Below are 23,062 nucleotides of genomic sequence, written 5' to 3' on the forward strand. Positions count from 1 at the left end.
CGCGCCTCCCCAGGGGCCGGACGGGCGGTGGTTCCGCGACGATCACGCAGGACGGTCACGGATATCGCCTCTGCGGGCTACGCCGAGGAGGTTCGGCGCATCGGGGGGCGGTGCAACACCTCGATGTACTGGATGCGGTGGTGCACGACGTCCAGGGCGAGCATCCCCTGCTCGGGCAGGAGAGGAACACACCGATGCCCTTCGCCGTAGGGCACCCTGGGTTCCCGCACCACCGTATGGATGCTCTGGCAGAAGTCGTCACCGCAGTCGCACAAGGCGGCCAGTTGCACATCGTGTACGCAGATGGCTAGCTCATGGTCCCCCGCCGCCTCCAGCAGGGAGACCAGTTCCGTCACGAGTTCGGGGAATTCCTCCCGGACGAGGCGATGGTTCGGATTCATGCGCACCACGATAGAACGTGCCCATGTCGCACACAGGAGTGGTCGAAACCGTGCACTACGGTTTCGACCACTCCTGTCTGTCCGTCAGCCGACCGGCCGCGCTGGGGTCAGGACTCGACCCAGTTGTGGGTGCGGGCCAGCTCCACGATGCGCCTGCGCACCTGGAGGATCTGCTCCCCGCTCAAGGACGGCGAGGCGACGAGCAACGCCTCGGTGAGTTCCTGTGTGAACTCGGCGGCCGACAACAGATCGCAGTCACCGTCCTCGATCTCGCTCCTGCTGTGACCCGACGGCCGCTGAGCTGTCACAGCACCTTGGCGCGCCGGAGCACCGCCACTGGAGGCGATGATGCGAACACGCGATGCCTTGAGCCCGCGATCTCCGTCTTCGACCTCGAACTCGACCTGCGACCCGGAACGGAACAGATACTTGTCGTCCAGCAGATCGTTCGCATGCATGAAGACATCGTCCGTTCCGTTGTCCGGCGCGATGAAGCCGTAGCCGCGCACGTCATCGAAACTGAGCACTTTTCCTGTCACCACTGAAAACACCCCAACCTCAACCACAACCACTGGGCACTGACCGCTTCAGGCGTCCTGTACAACGCCACCTGAAGGCTACAGGAGTGTCCTTTGTGGCCCATGGGCGTCGTCGCAGTTTGGCTCGATCCGGCGCTACACACTGCACACGGTGCGGTGTGACGGTCAACGCCGGTGGGCGGCGAACAGGGCGAGCACCAGCCCTGTGACCGCGGCGAGGGCGAGTACCAGCGCCGCGGCAGCAGTGCTCCGACCAGGGCGCCGCGAACCGAACGGACCGTGTTCCTTGACCCAACACGCTGTTTCCGGAGCGCCGAGGTGTCTTCGGTGGTTTCGGCCGGCGGGGGAGTGCGGAGCAGGGCCGGGCTTCGGCTGTGGTGGACGGGGGATGCGGTCCCAGCGCGCCCAGCGCGGCTGCGGGTGCACCCGGGTGCCGGGCTCGGTGTAGCCGGGCAGGGGAGGAGCCCCCTTGAGACGAAGGAGGCGTTCGACGATGGGTGCGGGTTGTCCGGTGAGCAGGAGGGTGACACCGGTCGCCGCGGCGTCCTGCTGGGCGGAGGTGAGTGAGTCGAGCCCACCGGAGTCCAACAGGGTCACGTCCGTGATGTCGAGATGGATCGTCGCCGGTCGGCAGGCGATGCAGAGGGTGAGGGCAGCCTTCAACCACTCGCCCGTGTACATGTCGATCTCGCCCGCCACGTGCATGACGGCATGATCCCCCTCGCCCTGGCGATCGGTGCGGGGGATGAAGACGGTTCGGTGGGTGAACGGGGGTAACGGGGGAGTGATCATGACGACTGCTCCGTGCCGAGTGCTTGAGGGGTGCGAGCCCGCCGGTTTGCCGTGGTGCGGGCCGTCAGGCCGTTGTCGTGCTTCGTCTCCAGAATCCACCGGGCTCGCGGCCCCGAGGGTAGAGGGTGGGATCGAGTGTCGATGGCCGAGGTGGGTCCGTACCTGGTGGCCGCACCCGGACGATCCATGCCCCGCAGCGGCCTATCACCTCGTGTGCCCCCGTCTCGGTGGACCATTCGGCTCCATCGCCCCATTCGGCCTGGTCGGAACAGTTGAAGACCCATGAGGATCATGTGGTCGGTGATGACAACAGTGACTCCAGCGTTGATTGGTGATGTTGTGTCAATTTCCCTGTCAGGTGCGATGGTTGGGCCGCCCGGCTCGAAGTGGCGTCGTCCCGGTCGGCCTGTATCCCCGGAGGTCGGCCCCACGGCCCGGTCCGAGGACCTTCCCGACTCACCACCCTGGGCCGCTGCCAGGACGGCGGCTTCGCCATGTCTACGAAATCATCACTTCTCCTGACGTCATCCACCACGTCTGACATCATCGCGGACGTTCAACTCCGCGTCAGAGAAGAGACGATTCCGTGCGCCATCTCAGACAGCCCTTCCGCCTGGTCACCGCCGTGACTCTGGTCGTCGCCCTGGCGGCCTGTGGCTCCTCCGGCGAAGAGGGTGACCAAGAGGGCGACCAGGAGAAAGCCCCTCAAGGCGAAAGTAGGGCGGCGGCCGAAGCGAACACATCGGGCTGTCCCGACCCGAAGCTCCTGGAGCCGATCCTGGGCAGTCCGGCGTTCTCGCTCTCGGCTCATGGGGACTGGCACGACGGCGGATGGCACTGCGGCTATGAACCGGCCGCCAGGAACCCCCTCGGCCATCGCCTCGACGTCTACACGGAGCGTGACGGCTATCAGGCAGGTGCGGTCGGCAGCCCGGCCGACGGCTATGGCGCCCTGCCCGACGTGGGGCGGCAAGCCTCCTTCCGCACCAGCTGCCCGGGCGACCCGGGAACCGGCCGGCTGAGCGCAGGCTTCGCCCGCAAGGGCGGTCAGGAAGCCAACACCCAGGAACTCGTCTTCATGGCCAGCGGCGACGTCATCGACGACTGTGACAAGCAGCGAGACCTCATCCGCTCCCTTGCACGGGTGTTCTACGACCACCAGATCGGCGAGCCGTCCGGCTGAGGCCGCCCTCCACCTAGGGGGGCGCAGGAGAAGCCGCCGAGCGACCGCACGCACCCCCACCGACCCGCTTCCCCCGGATGATAAGTCGAGTCAGTTGAGACGGCTGCGAGACGGCCGCGAGAGGGACGACGGATGCGACGGACGCGGGAGATGCGACTGCCGCGAGGGAACGGCCAGGTCGGTCATGGGTCAGGGGCGTAGCGAGCTCATCGCGTGTTCCACACTGGGCTCCAGGGTGAAGACCTGGTCGAGCCCGACGATCCGGAAGACCCTCAGCAGGTCAGGGCTCAACCCGGCCAGGGAGAGCGGACTGCTGGTGTTCTGCGCCCGCTGGTATGCGCTGACCAGCAGGGTGATCCCGGTGGAGTCGCAGTAGGTGAGACCGGAGAGGTCGATCACCAGCCCGGCACCGGAGTCGAAGGGGATCTCGTCGAGGGCTTCGCGTAGCCGGGGCCCCGTGTGGTGGTCGAGTTCCCCGGCCAGGGTCAGCAGATGGGGGCCCACGGGGTGGGGTCGAGCGGTGACGGTCAGGGTGCGGTCGCTCACCAGGTCTCCTGCAAGGGTTCGGTGCGGCGGACGGGAACGGACAGAGCGAGCAGTGCGGTGTCGTCATGGACGCCCGCACCGAGATCGGTGAGGAGCTTGTGCACTGCGGACAGCAGGCTGTCCGCATCCTGCCAGGTGGCGGTCGCCAGATGGGCCGCCAGCCCCTCGTCACCGAGCATGGTGCCATCGGCGCCCCGGGCCTCGGTGAGGCCGTCGGTGTAGAGCAGCAGCGCATCTCCGGGCCCCAGACGGACGCTGGTCCGGGCGAAGTGCGGGTTTGGCAGCAGGCCGATCAGTTGCCCGCCGGCAGTGGGAACGGGCTCGACCGTGCCGTTCGTACGCAGGGCGAGCGCCGGAGGGTGCCCCCCACCGGCGAGCGTCACCAGGACCCCACCGTCGTCCTCGGAGTGCAGCACTCCGAACAGGGCGGTGCAGTAGCGGGGGTTGTCGCCCTGGTACTCGCCCTTGAGGACGCTGTCGAGATTGGCCAGGGCGGCACAGGGGTCGGGATCGTAGATGGCCGCGGCGCGCAGGGTGTAGCGGGTCAGTGAGGTCAGGGCCGCGGCGTCGGCGCCCTTGCCACAGACATCCCCGAGGAAGAAGGCCCAGCGCCCGTCGTCGAGGGGGAACAGATCGTAGAAGTCGCCGCCGACCTCGTCCGGGGAAGCGGTGTGGTAGGCCGCCGCCGCATGCAGGCCGGGTACCCGGGGGAGCGCCGGTGGCAGGAGCGTGCGTTGGAGGGCGGTGGCCAGACGTTCGGCGTCCGTGCGCATCCGACGTTCGGTCGCGAGGGTGCGCATGGCCGACAGGCGCAGTTCCAACTGGTCCATCACGAGCGCGGCGAGGTCCTGGAGGGCGGCCAACTGTGCGGCGCTCACCTCGCGAGGACGGGTGTCCAGGACATTGACCGTGCCGATATGGACCCCGTCCGGGGTGGTGATGGGGGCCGCGGCGTAGAAGCGGATGCCAAGCTCTCCCCGCACGAGCGGATGGGCCGCGGTCCTGGGGTCGACGGCCGCGTCCGTGACGACGTAGGGCGTGCCTTCCAGGATGGCGGAGGCGCACAGACCCGGGTCCCGCCCCATCTGAGTGGTCCCGCCCAGTCCGAAAGTGGCTTTGAACCACACGCGATCACTGTCGACGATGGCCACGGCGGCGAAGGGCACGGAGAAGATCCGGGCGGCGAGGGAGGCCACCTTGTCGAACGCGCCGTCGGGCGGCGTGTCCAGGATCTGGTAGCGGTGCACCGCGGCCAACCGCCGGCCCTCGATCGAGGGCCTGGGCATCGCGTTCTGGCCAGGGACACCGTCCATCACTGTCACCGCTGTCTCCGCCCGTCCCGAGTCCCGTACCCGCGTACCCGCTGGCCGGACCGCTGCCTTATCCTACGGATCGCGTACCCCGATTCCGACAGTGGAGGCAGTGGCCGAGACGCGGTGCGAGGGATCGAGCAGTGCGAAAGCGCGCACGGCACGGGTTGAAGTCGCTGATTCCCGGTGCGGCCGAGGAGTCGAGTCGTCCGGGGGCTGGTCGGCGTGATCGAAGGGTTTCCCATGGCGGGTTCCGAAGGCGCTGAGGGCGGGCTGCCGGCCACAGACGGAGCGGACGTGTTCGCCGCGGACGAGGAGGTCGGCAGGCACCTCGCCGTGGTCGACTGGGACGCCACTCCGCTCGGGCCGCCCGCCCAATGGCCGCAGAGCCTTCGGACGGCCGTGAGCATTCTGCTCTCCTCGCGGTTCTCGATGTGGATGGCCTGGGGACCCGAGCTCACGTTCTTCTGCAACGCGTCCTACCGCCGCGACACGCTGGACCAGAAGTACCCGTGGGCGTTGGGACGACCCGCGAGCGAGGTGTGGGCCGAGATCTGGGGCGACATCGGACCGCGCATCGACACCGTGCTGGCCACGGGGACGGCGACCTGGGACGAGGCGCTGCTGCTCTTCGTGGAACGGTCCGGGTTCACGGAGGAGAGCTACCACACGTTCTCCTACAGCCCCCTGCGCGATGACGCGGGCCATGTGGTGGGCATGCTGTGCGTGGTGAGCGAGGACACCGAGCGGGTCATCGGCGAGCGACGCATGGCGACCCTGCGGGACCTCGGCTCCGACCCCACCGTCGTACGCACCGAGCAGGAGGTGTTGGCCTTCTGCGGCCAGCAACTCGGGCACAATCCGTTGGACCTGCCCTTCACACTGACCTACCTCTTCGACGAGGGCGGCTCGGCGAGGCTCGCCGGTGCCACCGGAATGGCCGCCGGACACCCCGCGGCGCCGGCGGTGCTGTCGATCGACGACCCGGACGGGGCGTGGCCGGCGCCGGCCCTGGCCGAGGGCGCATCCGTGCTGATGTCCCTCGACGGACCCGCGTTCGTCGAACTGCCGACCGGTGCCTGGCCAGAACCGCCCACGCAGGCACTGGTCGTGCCGCTGTTGCAGCAGGGAGGCAGGCCGTACGGCTTCGTCGTGGCCGCCTTGAACCGGTACCGACTCCTGGACGACGGCTACCGGGGGTTCGTCGAACTGGTCGCAGGCCATGTCGCGGCAGGGGTCGCGAGCGCCCGCAGCTACGAGGCCCAGCAGCGGCGGGCCGAGGAACTGGCCGAGCTGGACCGGGCGAAGACCGCCTTCTTCTCCAACGTCAGCCATGAGTTCCGCACCCCGCTCACCTTGATCATGGGGCCGCTGGAGCAGCTGCGCGGACGGTCGGCCGACGCCGATCCGCAGGTGCGCGAAGAACTGGACGTGATGCACCGGAACGGGCTGCGCCTGGGCAAGCTCGTCAACACCCTCCTCGACTTCTCGCGCATCGAGGCCGGACGGATGCAGGCCAGGTACGAACCCGTGGACCTGGCCGCCGTCACCATCGAACTGGCCAGCGTCTTCAGTTCGGCGGTCGAGCAGGCCGGACTCGACTTCAAGGTCGACTGCCTCCCCCTGGACCAGCCGGTCTACATCGACGCCGAGATGTGGGAGAAGGTGGTGCTCAACCTGCTGAGCAACGCACTCAAGTTCACGTTCGACGGCTCGATCAGTGTGGCGCTGCGGGCAGCGGACGGGGAAGCGGTGGTGACGGTCACGGACACCGGCATCGGTGTCTCGCCCCAGGAGATACCCCGACTGTTCGAGCGGTTCCACCGCATCGAGAACGCCCGCTCCCGCTCCAACGAGGGCAGCGGAATCGGACTTGCGCTCGTGCGGGAGCTCATCGGTCTGCACGGCGGCAGCATCACCGCCGACAGCACCGAGGGCGAGGGCACCTCTTTCACCATCCGATTGCCGTTCGGCTCCGAGCATCTGCCGCCCGACGCCCTCGCACCCGTCGGCGATACGCCGGGCGCATCGTCGACGGCGCACCCCTACATCCAGGAAGCGCTGCGCTGGCTACCCGCTGCCCGGTCGGACGGGACTCCCCAGGACATCCGGGGCGCGGAACTCGACCCGACCGCACCCCCCGCCACCCGGGCCGCCCCCGCGACGCTGCTCATCGCCGACGACAACGCCGACATGCGGGAGTACCTCGTACGGCTGCTGTCCGGAGCCGGCTACGAGGTCCGTGCCGTCAACGACGGTCAGGACGCGCTGGACGCCATCCGCCACCAGGCGCCCGATCTGGTCGTCAGCGATGTGATGATGCCCAGGCTCGACGGTCTGGCCCTGGTGGCGGCGCTGCGCACAGACCCCCGCACCGCGTCCGTACCGGTCCTGCTGCTTTCCGCACGCGCCGGTCAGGAAGCTTCCATCGAGGGCTTGCAGGCAGGGGCCGACGACTATCTCGTGAAGCCGTTCGCCGCCGCCGAACTGCTGGCGCGGGTCCGGGCGAACGTCGAGCTGTCACGCCTGCGCAGCCACCACGTTCGCTGGCGGACCGCACTGGTGGATTCGCTCCAGGAGGCGTTCTTCGTCTGTGACGAGGACGGCACGGTCATCGAGGTCAACACCGCCTTCGCCGACATCCTCGGCTATGGACCGGAGGGTCTGCCCTACGCGCCCATCCACCCGTGGTGGCCTGACGCCGCCCGCGATCCACAGGCCCATCGTCAGGTCACCGATGCCTTCGCCGAACTGCTCGGCCAGACCCAGGGCAGCTACACCATCCCCGTCACCCACCGCGACGGCCACCGGCTGTGGATCAGCGCCACGTTCAACGAGGCACAGGACCCCGACACCGGGCGGCGCGCGACCGTCGGCACCTTCCGGGACGTCACCGCCGAGCACTACGCCATCCAGCGCGAGAGCGCCCTCGCCTCCCTGAGCACCCTCCTGTCCCGGGCCACCAACCTTCCCGATGCGCTCGCTGGTGCACTGACCGAACTGAAGGGGCTGTGGCGTGCCCGCCATGTCGTGGCCGCGGTCTTCGACCGAGGGGACCGACCCACCCTCACCGCAACCGATCCGGCGGTCGGCTGGCAGCAACTGTCCGACGAGCGCCGCCGTACGCTCCACGAACTGAGCCAGCGACCCCTGCTCACCCAGATCGTCGACCACACCGGGGCCGGCATCCTCCTGGAGCACCCCGACGGTCCGCTGGCGCTCTGGGTGGACCTCGGCGAGCACCGGCCGTTCACCAGCGAGGACGAACTGCTCCTGTCCCTGCTGGCGGGCCATCTGGCGCAGGGTCTGCACCGCGCGCACCAGATCGACCAGCAACGCGAGACCGCCCTCGCACTCCAGCGCGCCATCCTCGGCCCGTCCAGCCTCCCGGAAGGGTTCGCCGTCCGCTACGAGCCCGCGACCCGACCGCTGGAGGTCGGCGGTGACTGGTACGACACGGTGTCGCTGCGCGACGGCCGCATCGGCATCATCGTCGGCGACTGCGTCGGACGCGGACTGGCGGCAGCCGCGGTCATGGGGCAGTTGCGCAGTGCCTGCCGCGCCCTGCTCCTCCAGGACGCCAGTCCCGCCCGGGCCCTGATGGCCCTGGACCACTTTGCCGCAGGGGTCCCCGGTGCGCTGTGCACGACCGTGTTCTGTGGCGTGCTCGATCCCGAGTCCGGACGGCTGACCTACTCCAGCGCAGGGCACCCGCCGGGCATCCTCGCGTACTCCGACGGCACCACCAGGCTCCTGGACAGTGCTCGCTTCGCCCCGCTCGCCGTCAGGCCGGGCATCGAACGGCCCGAGGCGGAGTGCACCGTGCCCGCCCGTGCCACCCTGTTGCTCTACACCGACGGGCTGGTCGAACGCCGACGCAGGCCACTGACCGTTGGCATCGACCAGGCCGGTGAAGCGGTCCAGGACGGACGCGATGCCGCCGTCGAGGATCTGGCCACCCAGGTCATGGAGCGGCTTGCGCCGGCCGGTGGCTACGACGACGACGTCGCCCTCCTGCTCTACCGTCACCCCGCTCCGCTCGAAATGACCTTCCGCGCGGAGTCCGGCCAATTGGCGCCCGTGCGCAGGGCTCTGCGCAGTTGGCTGGACCAGTGCGACCTGCCGCCCCAGACCGTGCAGAACGTCCTGGTCGCCGCCGGCGAGGCGTGCGCCAACGCCATCGAGCACGGCCACCGCAACAGTCCGGAGAAGACGGTCCGGCTGCGGGCTGAAGCACTCGTCAACGATCTGCGTCTGTCCGTCGCCGACAGCGGGCACTGGAAGACACCGCAGCCCGAACTCAACGCTCACCGCGGTCGGGGCGTCACCCTGATGCGCGCGATGATGCAGCAGGTCACCATCACCCCCGGCCCGAGCGGCACCATCGTCGACATGCATACGAGGATCAGCTGATGACCACACCGCTCACCCTCGCCTCCGGACACCGGCCGGACGGAACGGCGGTCCTCAAGGCTGTCGGCGAGATCGACATGAGCAACACCGACGCCTTCGCCGCCGCGCTCGACGCCATTCCGGATCGGGTGGTCGTCGATCTGACCGAGGTGGAGTACCTCGACAGCGCAGGCTTGAGCGTCCTGTTCGCCCACGCCCACCGACTGGAACTCATCTCGGGCCCGCTGCTGGATCCCGTACTGACGTTCTCCGGACTCGCCGACCTGGCCGTCGTCCACGGCCCCGACGCGCCCCCTTCGGCCGGGAGCTGAGCCGGCCAGGACCGGGGTTACGGGGGTAGCAGCCGGCTCATCGGGCTCGGGCCCGGCCGAGGCGCCGCAGCAGACGAACGTACGCACTCCAGCGGGCCGGGCGCGCCACCGAGTCCGTACAGGCCAGTTCGGCGCGATCGAGGCTGTCCTCAAGCAGTGCGTCGTGCAGGGGCCGCCATAGGGCCGGCCACGTCAGCCGGGCCGGGCCGTGGGTCCGCATGGCGAGCGTGTGCCGCAGCAGGGTGTTCCCGTCGTCGGCGGGCAGGACCGTGAACTCATGGAAGCCGTCGAAGCCGCGCGGCGCGCTGAAGGCGAACCGCACCCAGAGCGTGGGCACATGGGCGGCGACCGTGTAGCGGATCGGCCCATGGCCTCCGGTCGCCCCGGTCATCAGCGGACCGTCGAGCGTCATGCGGGGCCACGATCCGTGCGGCCAGAGCCGGTCGTCGTCGCTCGCCAGGGCGTCGATCAGCGCGCCCACGTCCTCCTCCTTGGCGGGCAGCAGTCGTTCGTGCACGTTGTAGACGCCCATTCGTCCTCCTGAAGCATTAATAGAGACTGCTCTCTAATACGGTGGAGGGTAGCCTCTCGACCATGGCCAGGCCACCCCGTTTCGACGTTGACCAGTTGCTCGACGCCGCCGTCCGAAGGGCCGCGATGGCAGGTCCGGCAGGGGTGACCATGTCGGCCGTCGCCAAGGACGTGGGCGCGCCGAGCGGTTCGGTCTACCACCGCTTCCCCGGGCGGTCCGCCCTGCTCGCCGAGGTGTGGCTGCGAACGGTGGAGGGCTTCCAGGAGGGATACCTCAGGGCCCTGCAAGCAGATGACGATCCCCGGTGTGCGGGGCGCGCCGCGGCCCGTCATGTCGTCGCCTGGAGCCGGGCGCATCCCGAAGAGGCCGCCCTCCTTCTCTACGGCGCGGAGGACTTCGGGCGGGCCGACTGGTCCGAAGAGCACGGAGATCGCGCGGACCTCGGCAATCGGCGCGTGCGCACGGCCCTCGCCGCCCTCGCGGCGTCCCTGGGCGCCAAGGGCCCCGGCGCGGTCGAGTGCGTGGCGCTCGCCCTGGTCGATCTGCCGCTCTCGCTGGTCCGTCGCCATCTCAGGGCCGGGGAGCTGCTGCCCGTCCATGCCGAGGGGCTCGCCGAGCAGTGCGCGACGGTGCTGCTCACCGGCCTCCTCTCGGGGGAGATCCCTGCCTAGGTCGGGTCTGCGAAGTCCCGTTCCGGGTGGTGCTGGCGAGGTCCGGTTCGGCCTTTCCGTGGGTTCGGGTCGCCCGATGGGCCGACGTACCTGATGGGCCGATCGTGATCTTCTGTGGTGAAACCTGCTGCGACTCGAAGTGGATGATCGAAGGTTGAATTTCGGCCAGATGTGGGGGCGCGAGGCCGGAGTTGAGGATTCCGGGCTAATGCAAGGAGATTTAGATGTTTGCCCAGGTCAACCAGGCTCGTTCCTTCAATGTTCTATTACCGGTTCGTCAGTTGGCCCTGGGGGGCGTGGGGCTCAAGAAACGGCTTGGGGCGAGGGTGTGCCCAAGGATTGCTCTTGACCGTGAGCCGTCAAACGCTACGGTCTAGACCAAGCAACGACGGGATCGAGCCGACGTCGTGAGCACGGACGACAGACCCCCCACGGTCCGTCACCGGCTCGGACGGACGCGCTTCAACGTCGCTGCCCTGTCCCCTCCGTGCCCTGCACACGTGCAGGCCCCCCACAGAAGGAGCCGACATGAACGGAAAGAGGAAGATGGCCGTGGCCATCGGTGCGGGAATCGCCCCACTCCTCGCTCTCAGCCTGCCCGCCAGCAATGCGGGCGCGCACGGCTACATCAACTCGCCCGCCAGCCGGCAGGCCCAGTGTGCCGCGAATACCGTCCCCTGCGGTGCCATCAAGTACGAGCCCCAGAGCGTGGAAGGACCCAAGGGGCTCACCAGCTGTAGCGGTGGGAACGCCGGATTCTCCGAGCTCGACAACGACGGCAAGGGATGGAAGGTCTCGCCCGTCGGTAAGTCGACCAGCTTCACCTGGCGACTGACGGCGCGCCACGCCACCAGCACCTGGCAGTACTACGTCGGCGGTCGGAAGATCGCGGAGTTCAACGACGGTGGTGCACGGCCCGGTGCGTCGGTCACCCACCAGGTGAACTTCGGCTCGCTGAGCGGCAAGCAGAAGGTGCTCGCGGTGTGGAACATCGCCGACACCCCGATGGCCTTCTACAACTGCGTCGACGTCGACGTGCGCTGACACCGGTCCCGGGTGGCGTCGGACGTCCTTCGCCCGCGCCACCCGAAACCCCTATCCCTCCAGGGAGAAGCGGCACGGTCAGGTGCTCCAGCTGACAGCTCGCCGCCCGGTTCCCGGACCTGATGAGCCGCAGGTTCGGGAACCGCATCCGATGGAAGGCTCCAACCGATCGACTCCGGTGCGGCCGGGCCACCGAGCCGGATCCGGTCCGCTCCCCCTGACGGGCGCCTCGATGCCACCCGCAGGCGCTTTGGTGCAGAGCACCGAAACGCCCGCAGGTCGCATCGGATCAGGGCGTCACCCGAGGGGGGAAAGCGATCGCTCGGGCGCACCTGGAAAGGTCCGCCCGAGCGATCGCACCCCGCACCCTCACGGTGCGGTGAAGAACTCCACGAGCAGTCGGTTCACCTCGGCCGGACGCTCCAGGTACCCGAAGTGACCGGCGTCGGCCACCACTTCCAGCCGGGCGCCGGGAATGACCTGCGCCATCTCCTCACCCAGGTACGGCGGGGACAGCCTGTCATCCGCGAACGAGACCACCAGGGTCGGTGCGGTGATGGCGGCGAAGGCGCTCACACTCGGCGGGAACCCCGTGAGCGCGGCGGCGAACTGGGCTCGGACCCCTGCCGAAGGCGTCGCCGGTGCCATGCCCAGGATGGCGAGCCAGTCCTCCGCCTCGATCTCCTCCCGCAGGCTCGCCGGCGACAGGTTCGCCAGTGCGCCGAGTGCCGCCCGTACCTCCTCGGGGAGGACCACGCCATGGTCGTGCAGGGCGATCTGGGCATGCGAGAACGCTGAGAGTGCCGCGTCGGTGCGTCCGCGGGTCGCCAGCAGGGCCAGACGTCTCACCAGCTCTGGCCGGGTCAGCGCCAGATGTTGGGCCACCCGTGCACCCAGGGAGGTCCCCACCACATGGGCCGGACCTCCGGCCACCTTCTCCAGCAGGCCCGCGAGATCGTCCCTCAGGTCGTCCAGGGTGAACCCCTCCGGGCCGGCGGAGCTGCCACCCACTCCACGGGCGTCGAAGACGATCACCCGCAACCCGGCGGCGACCAGCGCGGGCACCTGATGGGCACGCCACACCCGCCCCGGCGAACCGGCCCCCATGACCAGCACGACGGGGTCCCCGCTGCCGAACTCCTCGTACGCCAGGGTGGTTCCACCGAGGTCGATGGTCTGCGTCATGCGCCCGTCCTCTCATTCCCCGCGACTGCGACGGCCAGCGCATCGAGCGCCCCTCGCCACAGAGCGGCCAGATCATGGATGTCCCCCGCGTCACAGATGCCGGGGTCGTACCGCCACAACGCCTCCACCACCGGGCCGTCCGGCCCTGGATGGACGGCGCAGATGAGCTCCAGCGGATACGGTTGGGCCGCATCCGGCTCGCTGTCCTGCGGGAAGACCTCCCGCAGTGCGTCGTCGACCACCAGCGTCCACGGGCGGTCGTCATCAGCCGCGACGACCTGGTCCAAACGGCCGAGATAGCTGAAGAACACCTCGGCCGGTACCGCGACCGCCGCACCGAGCAGACCGTGGTCGAACCCGCCCTGCGGTACGGCAGCCAACTCCCACGCCACCTTCCGCACCAACGCGAGCGCGGCTCCGCGATCCGCCCGCGCACCCTCGGGCGTCAACCGCCCGTCCGCGCCCGCGTCCAGCACGACGGGGTGGAACACATTGAACCAACCCACGGTCCGAGAGCTGTCGACCATGCCGTCCACGAAGGGAGCGACCAGGTCGTCCCGCCGTCCGTGTCCCTCCCGCACCACGGTCAGTCCACTGTCCACCCGATGTCCGTGACGTTCCCGCCAACCCGCTTCCGCGAGCGCCAACGCCGAGAGCAGCGCGCCCTCAGGAGTGGTCAGCGCCGAACGCAACAGTGCCGCCGTCGTGGTCGCGTCCACCGTCACCCGGTGGGACACCAACCGCCCGCGGGTGTGCACACCAGGCTCGGCTAGCCGACGCGCCAGCCTCGGCGCCCGCTCGTACTCCCGTGCCACGCCTTCCCAGTGCGGCAGTTGGTCGCGCGGCTCGGCCCCGGCTGCCCGGGCGGCCAGCGCCCGGGACCACTCCACCATGGTCGTGTGCTCCGTGAGCAGTGCGCCCGGGTCGGAGCCGTGGCAGGCCGCGAGGTCCTCCAGCAGGACGTGCCAGGACACGATGTCCACCACCGCGTGGTGAACGGCGAGGAACAACCGCCCCACCCCGGTCTCCGTCTCCCGTAGGAACGCGCCCACCATCATCGCGCCGGTGGCGGGATCGAGCCGGTCCCATACGCGGTGCGCGCTCTCCAGGACGGTCTGCGGAGTCAGTCGTGGATGCTCCTCCACCACCAGCACCTCGGGCACGGCGTCCGGTGCCGTGGCGACGAGGGCGAGCCGCCCGTCCGCTTCCCGTACGGTCCGCGCCGACAGTTGCGGATGCGCCGCGCGCAGCCGCTCCAGCACACGCGTGAGCTCGTCCTCGGAGATCCCCTGGGGCAGGGAGATCAACTGGGACTGGGCGAAACGACGGTAGGAGCCCAGCCGTTGCATCCAATCCAGTGCAGGAGTGCGCACCCGGGCGGGCTCCGTGTCTTCGCTGGCCGTGACCGCGACTGCTTCCGGCTCCCGGGTGGCGGCGGTCACCGCCCGCGCCAGTTCGGCCGCGGTGCGGTGCACCGCGATCTGCCGCGGGGTGCAGCTCAGCCCGGCCCGCCGCAGTTCGCCCACGAGCGTGATGGTGGCGATGCTGTCCATCCCGCGGTGGAACATGTCGTCGTCGACACCCAGATGTGGCTCGTCGAGCAGGGCCCGCGCCGCCGTGAGCACCGTACGCTCTGCGTCGCTCGCCGGTGGCCGGGAGGCGTCCGATGACGCCCCGCCCCCCGCCGGCCGCGGCAGGGCCCTCAGATCCACCTTGCTGTTGACCGTCAGCGGGATCGCATCCAACTCCACCCAGCGGGCCGGCACCATGTAGTGCGGAATGCGCCGGGCCAGATTCTCCCGAAGCTCCACCTGGTCCAAACGCACGCCCGTGGCCCGCACCTCCTCGGTCGCCACCACGTACGCGACCAGGACGCGTCCCTGGGCTCCCGACTGCGCCACGACCACCGCCCGGGACACATCGGGCCGGGTCTCCAGTGCGGCGACGATCTCCGCGAGCTCGATCCGATAGCCGCGGATCTTCACCTGGTCGTCCGCCCGCCCGAGGAACACCAACCGGCCCGCCGCATTGCGTCGGACCACGTCTCCGGTGCGGTAGAGACGCTCCCCGGTGACCGGGTCCGGTACGAAGCGTTCCGCGGTGAGCGCCGGCCGGGCCTGGTAACCGCGCGCCACCTGTAGGCCGCCGAGGTACAACTCCCCGCGCACCCCGATCGGCACCGGCCGCAGATCCGGGCCGAGCACCTGGGCCGATGACCCCGGTGCGGCGCTGCCGATCTGTGGCTCCTCACCGGCGACGACGAAGGCGTTGACCGCCTCCACGGTGATCTCGGTCGGGCCGTAGAAGTTGTGCACCCTGGTGCCCTTGAGCCCGGCCAGCACGTCCCAGACGCTGCGCGGGATGTCCTCGCCGCCCAGTGCCAGGATGGCCAGCGGGCATCGATCACCCTCGATCAACCCCGCTTCGGCCAGTCGGCCCAGCATCGACGGCGAGGTGTCCAGCATGTCCACCCGGTGTTCGTGGATCTTGCCCACCAGCCGGTACGGATCGCGCTGGTCCTCCTCGTCGAAGAGGACCACGGTGTGACCGCTGAGCAGCGCGAGTTGCGGTTGCCAACTCGCGTCGAAGGCGAACGACCAGCCGTGCCCCACCCGCAGCACCCGTTCGGTGTCACCGATGACTGGCCCGTAGATCTCCTGTCGATGCGCCGCCAGCAGCGCCAGCAGCCCTCCGTGAGTGGCGATGACCCCCTTCGGCTCTCCGGTGGAGCCCGAGGTGAACACCGTGTGCACCGCCTGATCGGCCGCCGTGGTGCCCATCAGCCGTTCGGTGCCCCGTGCACCGAAGGCGGGGGCCGACTCCCCCGTCGAGCAGCGTGCGCCCGCCCACCAGTCCGCCGTACCGGGCTCGGCGATGAGCACGCGGGCGCCCGCCAGTTCGACGATGGTGGCGTTGCGGTCCTGCGGAGCGGAGAGATCGAGGGGTACGAGGGTGCCCCCGGCCTTCAGCACCCCGAGGAGGGCGACGAAGAACTCCTTGGTGCGCGGTAGCGCCACCGCGACCCGGCTCTCCGGTCCGACACCGAGGGCGCGCAACCGGTGCGCGACGGCGTTGGACCAGCGGTCCAGGGTGCCGTAGTCGAGCTCTCCCGTGGCATCGATGACGGCCGTGCGCCGGGGATGGCGATCAGCGGCCTGCTCGAAGGCGCGATGCACTCCGTGGTCGGCCGGCCGATCCTGCTGGAGCGCTGCGGCGGGCCCGGCGGCGAGCGTCCTGAGCTCCGAAGCCTCCTGTGGCAACAGGACGTCCAGGTCGCGGTGCGTACGCCCCGGGTCGCGGGCGATCTCCTGCACCAGATGCAGGAACCGTTCCGCGAGGCGTCCGGCGTCCAGCCCGCCGAGCAGGGCGTCGACGTGGTCGACGTTGACGTAGAGCCGACCGTCGAGGAGGAAGGGGACCACCGTCAGCGGATAGTGGGTGTAGCTGTCCATCAGGACCGGCGCCATCTTCACGCCGTCGCCGATGTCCAGGGTGTCCCGTGCCGTTCCCTTCGGCGTGTTGTGGAAGATCATCATGGTGTCGAAGAGGTCGCCCGCGCCGGCTTCGCGCTGGATCTCGCTCAACCCCACATAGCCGTGCGCGCGTTGTTCTGCCGCGTCCTTCTGGACGCGTCGGCACAGGGCGTCGAGCGGTTCGTCCGGCCGGAGTGAGATGCGCGCGGGGACCGTGTTGATGAACAGCCCGATGGACGCTTCGATGCCCGGCACCTCTTCCGGCCGACCCGAGACCGTCACCCCGAAGGTCGTGTCCTCCCGACCGGTCAGCCGGTGCAGCAGCACCGCCCAGGCCACCTGGGCGACCGTGTTGACCGTGAGGTTGAGCGACCTCACCCGGGCGAGCAGTGCATCGAGCGCAGGCCCCTCCAGGGAGCGCATGGTCAGCCGGGGCAGCGGAGCCACGCCCGGAGGCGCCGTACTCGCGACCACCGTCGGCTCGTCCACACCGGAGAGCATCTCCCGCCACCGGCGCAACGAACCCTGCCGGTCCTGCCGTTGCAGCCAGCCGATGTACTCGGGATACGCGGGGGAGGGCGTCACGGGCTCCCGACCGCCCTCCTCGTAGCGATCCGCGAGCTCCCGCCAGAACAGCGGCACGGACCAGCCGTCGAGCACGATGTGGTGGAAGACCACCAACAGCCGGTGGTGATCGGGACCGAGCCTGGCCAGGGTGGCCCGCAGGGGCGGCCCCTCCACCAGGTTGAAGGGCTCGTACTGGGCGGTGTGGACATGGGCCTGGAACTCCTGGACGGTCATCTCCACCTCCCGCCAGGGGAAGTCCACGACCGTCGGCACCAGTTGCACCGGGTGCGGCAACCCCTCGTCCCAGAACCGTGCGAGCAGATGCGGATGACGGGCCAGTACTGCGGTGAGGGCGCGCCGCAACCGTGCGGTGTCCAACGGCCCGTGGAAGTCGGTCAGTACGGCGATGGAGTAGATGTCCGCCGCCCCGCCGGAATCCGCCCCCTCGGCATCGCCGGGTGGGCGCGCCGGAGCGTTGTGGAGCATCCTGTTGAGTGAGTACAGCCCCCGTTGGAGGGGGCCGAGTGCCAGGACTTGGGCGATGTCCTGCTTGCCGCTGGGGGCCACCGGGTGTTCCTCACCTCTCGCTGACGATCGGTCGTTCATGGGTAGGCGCGCGTTCTCGGACGAGGGCCGGCCGCGATCGTGCCGCGGCCGGCCCGGACGGTTCAGTGCGCGGCGTCGGCGGCCATCGCCTCACGCAGGCTCAGCGGACGCATGTCGGTCCAGTTCTCCTCGATGTACTGGAGCACCTCGGCGCGGGACGCCTCGCCGAAGACGGTCCGCCAGCCGGGCGGCACCTCACGGAAGGCGGGCCACAGGGCGTACTGCTCCTCCTCGTTGACCACCGCGTAGAAACGGCCGTTCTCGTCGTCGAAGGGGTTCGTGGACATATCTGGGTCTCTCCCTTGGGTGGGGTGTGAGCGGTGTGATGGTGCAGTGTGAACAGTGCGGGTAGTGCGGGCGGTGTGAGTCGAGGCATAGCTCCTGTGCCCCGCACGGTGGCAGTGGTGGCAGTGGTGGCAGTGGTGTCGGTGAGTCGGTGAGTCGGTGGGGCAGGGTCAGTGGGGTGTGAGCTTCCAGGCGTCGGCCTGTTCGCGGAGCTCCACGAAGCGGCGGTAGGTGCCGTCGCGCGCCAGCAGCTGGGTGTGGGTGCCCGACTCGGTCACCCGTCCCTCGTCGAGGACGATGATGTGGTCGGCACTGCGGACCGTCTGGAGCCGATGGGCCACCACGAGGACGGTGCGGTCCTCGGCGAGTTGGGAGATGGCCTGCTGCACCAGCCGCTCGTTCTCCGCGTCGAGCGAGGAGGTCACCTCGTCGAGCAGGACGATCGGAGCGTCCTTGAGCAGGGCTCGGGCGATGGACACCCGCTGCTTCTCGCCCCCGGACAGGGTGGATCCGCCCTCCCCGACCCTGGTCCGCCAGCCGTCGGGCAACCGGTGGACGATCTCGTCCACCCGTGCGAGCCGCGCCACCCGTTCCAACTCCTCCCGGGTGGCGCCCGGCTTCGCCAGCAGGATGTTGTTCTCGATGGTGTCCTCGAACAGGTACGGATCCTGGGACACCAGGGACAGCTGTCGCATCAGCGCCTCGGTGCCCAGTTCCCGGATGTCCCGACCGCCCACGAGCACCGTGCCCGCGCCGGGGTCGAGGTCGTAGAACCGGGCGATCAGCGAGAGGACGGTGGACTTACCCGCTCCGGAGGGCCCCACCAGCGCGGTCAGCGTGCCCGGTTCGGCGCTGAACGACAGCGAGCGCAGGACGGGCCGTTCGGGCTCGTAGCCGAAGGTCACCTCATGGAACTCGACCGTCGGTTCGCCCATCGCTGCCGGAGTCTGCGGCTCCGGCAGCGGTTCCAGGGAGAGCACCTCCTGGAACCTGCGCATCCCGACCGCCGCGATCCGCAGCCCGCCGGCGACCTCCGCCACCGCCGTGAGCGGCTCCACGAACCGTACCGCGAGGACCATCACCGCCAGCAGGACCGCGATGTCGGCGTCCTGGGCGAGGGACAGATGGACCACCAGGGCCAGCACCACCGTCAGCACCGTCTGGAGGGCGAGGAACAAGGGCGCGCTCGCCGCGGAGTTGCCGAGGACCATGCGGCGGGCCTGGGCGTCCTGTTCGGCGAAGACCGCGCCCAGGGGGCTGCGCTCGTCCAGCGTACGGCCGTAGGCGCGCAGCACCGGCTGCTGTGTGGCGTACTCCAGGACCTGAGCCGACGCCCGATTGGTGCCCGCTTCCCAATCGCTCTCGACCCGTTCGATCACCCGCAGGTACAGCCGGTACGCGAGCAGCGGCAACGGGGCGCCGAGCAGCAGGGCCAGACCGATCTCCCACCGCACGACGAGGGTGACCGCGATGATCGTCGCCGGAGTCACGAAGGCCGTGATGACCGGGGCGATCAGATGCGCGGGTGCGGTGGCCACGTCGATGGCGGTCTTGGTGACCAGCCGGTTGACGTTCGCGGAGCGACCGGCGCCGAACCAGCCGAGGGGGATGGTGGTCAGCGTTTCGCCCAACCGGGTGTGCAGCAGGCGCAGCAACCGGCTGGACAACTCGCCCGAGCGCAGATGGTTGCGCAGGATCAGCAGATGATGGGCGATGACCAGGGCGGCGAGGATGCCCGCCCAGGTCCAGGTGCGGTCCCAGTCCTCGGTGAAGACGGCGCTCAGCAGGGGGATGAGGGTGGCGCCGGCCAGTCCCTGGAGGACGGCCGCGACGGTGATCCTCAGCAGCAGGGCCCGTAGTTGGCGCCGCCCGGTGTCATCGAGGAGGGTGTGGAGGTCGCGGATCATCGTGGTGCGGGTCCTTCGCGGCTGTCGCTGCGGTCGTCAAGGCCGGTGCTCGGGTCGGGCGCCGGGGGCGGGGACTCCCGCAAGGCGTCCGACCCGCCGGGTTCGCCACCGGTGTGGGCGGCCCACAGCGCCGGGTAGAGGCCGCCGCCCGCCAGGAGTTCGTCATGGGTTCCCCGAGCCGCGATCCGACCGCCGTCGAGGACGACGATGGAGTCGGCGTGGCGCACGGTGTGCAACCGGTGTGCCACCACCAACACCGTCTTGTCGGCGGCGAGTGCGTTCAACGCCTGCTGGATGCTGGCCTCGCTGTCGGGGTCGACGGCCGAGGTCGCCTCGTCGAGGATGAGAACGGGCCGGTCGGCGAGGATCGCCCGGGCGATCGCGATGCGCTGGCACTCGCCGCCCGACAGGATGGCGTCCGTACCGACGACGGAGTCCAGTCCTTTGGGGAGCCGTTCGATGACGTCCGCGACGTGTGCGGAGCGGGCCGCCCGCATCACGTCCTCGTCGCTCGCGTCGGGGCGGGCGAGCCGAATGTTGTCCCGCAGGGACACCCGGAGCGGTGTGGTGTCCTGGAAGACGAAACCGACATGCCCGTACAGGTCGGCGAAGGGCAGCCGGCGCAGATCGGCGCCGTCGACGGTGACCCGGCCGGACACCGGGTCGTGGAAGCGCGCCAGGAGCTTCGCCAGTGTCGACTTGCCGGAGCCGGACGGGCCGACCAGCGCCGTCATCGTGCCGGGTGCGAGCGTGAGGTCGATGCCGCGCAGCGCGGACGTCTCGCCGTAGGAGAAGTCCACCGCCTCGAAGCGGACGGTCGATCCCTCGGCGGGCAGGCGCGGGCCGTGCGGCACCGAAGGCAACTCGGGCTCGGCGAGGATCTGCCGGACCCTGTCGGCCGCGCCCCGGGCGGCCAGCAGCGCGTGGTAGTTGAAGCCCACGGCGAGGACGGGTGCGGGGATGGCCAACCCCAGCACGATGAACGGCAGCAACTCCAACGGCCCTTCGAGCCAGCCGGCGCGCAGCAGCGCGGCGCCGGCCGCCGTCGTCGTCAGCAGCAGGGTCATCGGGGAGAGCGCGATCTCCATGAAGGTGGCGCCCGCGGAACTCGACCGCATCCATGCGTAGTGCCTGCCGTCGAAGTCGTCGGCGGCCTCCCGATACGCCTCATGGGCGCGCCCGATGGTGCCGAACGACTTCACCTCCGTGATGCCGTCGACGAACCCCACGGTCACCGAGCCCAGTCGGCCGAGCGAGCCCGCGTACTCCACCAACTTCTCGGTGGTGCCCCGGGTGGCGATCTTGAGTCCGAGCATTCCCGCAGCCACCGGCAGCAGGGTGACGACCGTCATCAGCGGGTCACTCAGCAGCAGATAGCCGAGAATGGTGGCGGGCACCACGATCGCCGTGGTCAGTTCGGTGACCGAGTGCGCCACCAGGTGGTGGAGCGCGCCGACATCGTCCTGTACGGCCTTCTTCACCAGTCCGGAGTTGCGTTCGGTGAACCAACCCAGTGGCACCCGGCCCAGCCTGCGCACCACTGCCCTGCGCACCGAGGAACCCAGGCGCACGTCCGCCAGGTGGGAGACGGTCGATGCGGCGAGCATCAGCACCAGGCGCAGGGCGAGCGCACCCGCGGCGATCCACGCCGCGGTCCATGCGGCGCCCTCGTCCACGGTGCCGCCGGTCACCTTGGGCAGGAGCACCCCGGCGAGCTCCACCAGACAGATCAGCGGTACGACGCCCGCGAAGGCGGCGACGGCGGCGAGGGCCGCGCTGGTGGTGAGCGGTCCGAGCACCGGGCGAAGGAGTGCCCCGAGGGTTGCCGGGGCGTCGGTGGGTGCGGTCGGGGCGGGAGCCGGTGGGCTTTCCTCGGCCGGGGTCCCGGAAGCGGGGGCGGGGGTGTCCACGCCGGTGGTCGTCGGGCTCACTGGGGCGCTCCTTGCTTGTGGTCGGCGCCACGGGGTACGGCGGTGGGGGACGACGGCTGTCGGAAGGCGAGGGTGATCAGCCCCAGCGCCAGTACGGAGGTCACAGCCGTCGCGACGGGGAGCCAGCCGGCGCCGACCCGGGAGACGATGACCCCGCCGAGCGCCCCACCGAGGGCGATGCCGAGGTAGCCGAAGCTCGTGTTGAAGGCCAGGGCCTGGGCGGTGAGATCACCGGCCACCTGGTGCAGACGGGTTTGGACGGCCGGCGAGCTGAGGTAGGCCAGGGCACCCCACAGGGCGACCAGGGGCAGGAAGAGCGCCAGTGAGACCGGACGGATCCACCACAGCGCGGCCAGGGCGAGCACCACGACGGTGAACAGGCCGAGACCGAGTCGGATGGTGCGGTCGGCGCCGAGCCGGTCGGTGGCGTATCCACCGGCGAAGACTCCCACCGTGCCGGCGATCCCGAGGACGGAGAAGACCAGGCTCCGCACCCCGTCACCGGCGCTGAGGACTCCTTGGAGATAGGGGACCAGATAGGTCAGCAGCATGATCGAGCCCATGATGGCCAGCCCGCCGCCGGTGAGGGCGAGCAGGATCGGCCGGGCTGACAGCGCGCGGAGCTGTTGCTTCAGCGGTAGCGGGACCGACGGCTCGGTCGCGGGCAGGAAGAGGGCCACGAGCAGGAGGCTCAGCGCGCCGAGGCCCGCCATCGTGCCGAAGGTGGCCTGCCAGTTGAGGCTGGTGCCGATCCAACTGCCCAGCGGGACGCCGAAGGCGATGGAGCCGGTGACTCCGATCGCCAGGACCGACAGATATCGGCCGCGGCGCTCTGGGGGAGCCAACTCGGCGGTGCTGGCGAAGATCAGTGGGGTCGCCGCCGCCGCGGCCAGGGCGGCTGCGATCCGCAACCCCACCATCACCGCGTACGAGTCGACCGCGGTCGCGGCCAGATTGGCGGCGGTGAAGGCGGCCAAGGCGGTCAGCACCACCGCGCGCCGCGCGACATGGGACAGCAACAGTCCGGCCAGGGGTGTGACGAGTGCGATCGTCAGTGAGAACACCGTGACGAGCTGACCGGCGACGGCCTCGGAGACCGAGAGCCCCGCTGCCAGCTCGGGGAGTATCCCCGCGATCACATGGTCGTCCGTGTAGAACGTGAATATCGACAGGAACAGCGCGATGAGCCATAGCGGCACCGCGGTTCCTTTCCCCTCTGCCACCACTTCTCCTGACCGGTACGGGTTGTACGGGAACTGCTCGGACGGGTCGTGGGGGGGGGGGGGGGGCCCGCGGGGCGGCCCCGAGCCGGGGGGGCAAAGGAGGTGGGAAGACTAAGAAATGTAGGACAAGGAAAAGGGTTTTC

The 23,062-nt window shown here is 69.8% G+C and carries 17 protein-coding genes; 5 read left to right on the forward strand and 12 right to left on the reverse strand.

Features of this window, described 5'->3' with window-relative positions:
* Window positions 1-77: 77 nt before the first annotated feature.
* The 3 genes from ACFXJL_RS26080 to ACFXJL_RS26090 form a co-directional block, all read right to left on the reverse strand.
* Window positions 78-401 carry a hypothetical protein gene (locus tag ACFXJL_RS26080; protein WP_384696220.1) on the reverse strand — a complete coding sequence of 108 codons (324 nt, stop codon included), beginning with the start codon at window positions 399-401 and terminating at the stop codon, window positions 78-80.
* Window positions 402-508: 107 nt separating this feature from the next.
* Window positions 509-928, reverse strand: a complete 420-nt coding sequence (locus ACFXJL_RS26085) for a cold shock domain-containing protein (protein ID WP_358880984.1) — start codon at window positions 926-928, stop codon at window positions 509-511.
* Window positions 929-1,105: 177 nt separating this feature from the next.
* Window positions 1,106-1,732: an STAS domain-containing protein gene (locus ACFXJL_RS26090; protein WP_384635384.1), complete on the reverse strand. Its 627-nt coding sequence runs from the start codon at window positions 1,730-1,732 to the stop codon at window positions 1,106-1,108.
* 586 nt (window positions 1,733-2,318) lie between these two features.
* Here ACFXJL_RS26090 and ACFXJL_RS26095 point away from each other — a divergent pair.
* Window positions 2,319-2,915, forward strand: a complete 597-nt coding sequence (locus tag ACFXJL_RS26095) for a hypothetical protein (RefSeq protein ID WP_384696224.1) — start codon at window positions 2,319-2,321, stop codon at window positions 2,913-2,915.
* A gap of 189 nt (window positions 2,916-3,104) precedes the next feature.
* On the opposite strand, the gene ACFXJL_RS26100 is transcribed toward ACFXJL_RS26095, so the two are convergent.
* On the reverse strand, window positions 3,105-3,461 hold the full coding sequence (locus tag ACFXJL_RS26100) for an STAS domain-containing protein (RefSeq protein ID WP_358880987.1): 357 nt from the start codon (window positions 3,459-3,461) through the stop codon (window positions 3,105-3,107).
* A complete protein-coding gene (locus ACFXJL_RS26105) occupies window positions 3,458-4,774 on the reverse strand; it encodes a PP2C family protein-serine/threonine phosphatase (RefSeq protein ID WP_384696291.1) in 1,317 nt (438 codons plus the stop codon). Before ACFXJL_RS26105 ends, ACFXJL_RS26100 begins: the two co-directional genes overlap by 4 nt.
* 240 nt (window positions 4,775-5,014) lie before the next feature.
* Between ACFXJL_RS26105 and ACFXJL_RS26110 the strand changes: the two genes are divergently transcribed.
* On the forward strand, window positions 5,015-9,184 hold the full coding sequence (locus tag ACFXJL_RS26110) for a SpoIIE family protein phosphatase (RefSeq protein WP_384696228.1): 4,170 nt from the start codon (window positions 5,015-5,017) through the stop codon (window positions 9,182-9,184).
* Complete coding sequence (locus tag ACFXJL_RS26115) at window positions 9,184-9,495, forward strand: STAS domain-containing protein (RefSeq protein ID WP_358880990.1); 312 nt, start codon at window positions 9,184-9,186, stop codon at window positions 9,493-9,495. The genes ACFXJL_RS26110 and ACFXJL_RS26115 overlap by 1 nt, the downstream gene beginning before the upstream one ends.
* Window positions 9,496-9,532: 37 nt before the next feature.
* Here the strand turns inward: ACFXJL_RS26115 and ACFXJL_RS26120 are convergent, their stop codons facing one another.
* Window positions 9,533-10,027 (reverse strand): SRPBCC family protein, encoded by a 495-nt coding sequence (locus ACFXJL_RS26120; protein ID WP_384696231.1) that lies wholly within the window; start codon window positions 10,025-10,027, stop codon window positions 9,533-9,535.
* Window positions 10,028-10,089: 62 nt separating this feature from the next.
* Here ACFXJL_RS26120 and ACFXJL_RS26125 point away from each other — a divergent pair, with 62 nt between their 5' ends.
* Entirely contained in the window at window positions 10,090-10,698 is a 609-nt protein-coding gene (locus ACFXJL_RS26125) for a TetR/AcrR family transcriptional regulator (RefSeq protein WP_384696234.1), read from the forward strand.
* Between the two features lie 528 nt (window positions 10,699-11,226).
* Window positions 11,227-11,742 (forward strand): lytic polysaccharide monooxygenase auxiliary activity family 9 protein, encoded by a 516-nt coding sequence (locus tag ACFXJL_RS26130; protein ID WP_329026590.1) that lies wholly within the window; start codon window positions 11,227-11,229, stop codon window positions 11,740-11,742.
* A 369-nt stretch (window positions 11,743-12,111) separates the two neighbouring features.
* Here ACFXJL_RS26130 and ACFXJL_RS26135 read toward each other — a convergent pair whose 3' ends face one another.
* The 6 genes from ACFXJL_RS26135 to ACFXJL_RS26160 form a co-directional block, all read right to left on the reverse strand.
* Window positions 12,112-12,927, reverse strand: coding sequence for an alpha/beta fold hydrolase (locus ACFXJL_RS26135; protein ID WP_384635401.1), 816 nt, complete (start codon window positions 12,925-12,927; stop codon window positions 12,112-12,114).
* A complete protein-coding gene (locus ACFXJL_RS26140) occupies window positions 12,924-17,534 on the reverse strand; it encodes an amino acid adenylation domain-containing protein (protein ID WP_384696237.1) in 4,611 nt (1,536 codons plus the stop codon). Before ACFXJL_RS26140 ends, ACFXJL_RS26135 begins: the two co-directional genes overlap by 4 nt.
* Before the next feature lie 101 nt (window positions 17,535-17,635).
* The gene (locus ACFXJL_RS26145) at window positions 17,636-17,860 is read right to left on the reverse strand and encodes an MbtH family protein (RefSeq protein WP_329026596.1); all 225 of its coding nucleotides are present in this window, start codon (window positions 17,858-17,860) and stop codon (window positions 17,636-17,638) included.
* Window positions 17,861-18,028: 168 nt separating this feature from the next.
* The gene (locus ACFXJL_RS26150) at window positions 18,029-19,765 is read right to left on the reverse strand and encodes an ABC transporter ATP-binding protein (RefSeq protein WP_384696241.1); all 1,737 of its coding nucleotides are present in this window, start codon (window positions 19,763-19,765) and stop codon (window positions 18,029-18,031) included.
* Entirely contained in the window at window positions 19,762-21,696 is a 1,935-nt protein-coding gene (locus tag ACFXJL_RS26155; RefSeq protein WP_384696244.1) for an ABC transporter ATP-binding protein, read from the reverse strand. Before ACFXJL_RS26155 ends, ACFXJL_RS26150 begins: the two co-directional genes overlap by 4 nt.
* Complete coding sequence (locus ACFXJL_RS26160; protein WP_384696247.1) at window positions 21,693-22,919, reverse strand: MFS transporter; 1,227 nt, start codon at window positions 22,917-22,919, stop codon at window positions 21,693-21,695. Before ACFXJL_RS26160 ends, ACFXJL_RS26155 begins: the two co-directional genes overlap by 4 nt.
* Window positions 22,920-23,062 lie beyond the last annotated feature (143 nt).

The sequence above is a fragment of the Streptomyces sp. NPDC059256 genome, from assembly GCF_042753785.1.
Classification (GTDB): Bacteria; Actinomycetota; Actinomycetes; order Streptomycetales; family Streptomycetaceae; genus Streptomyces.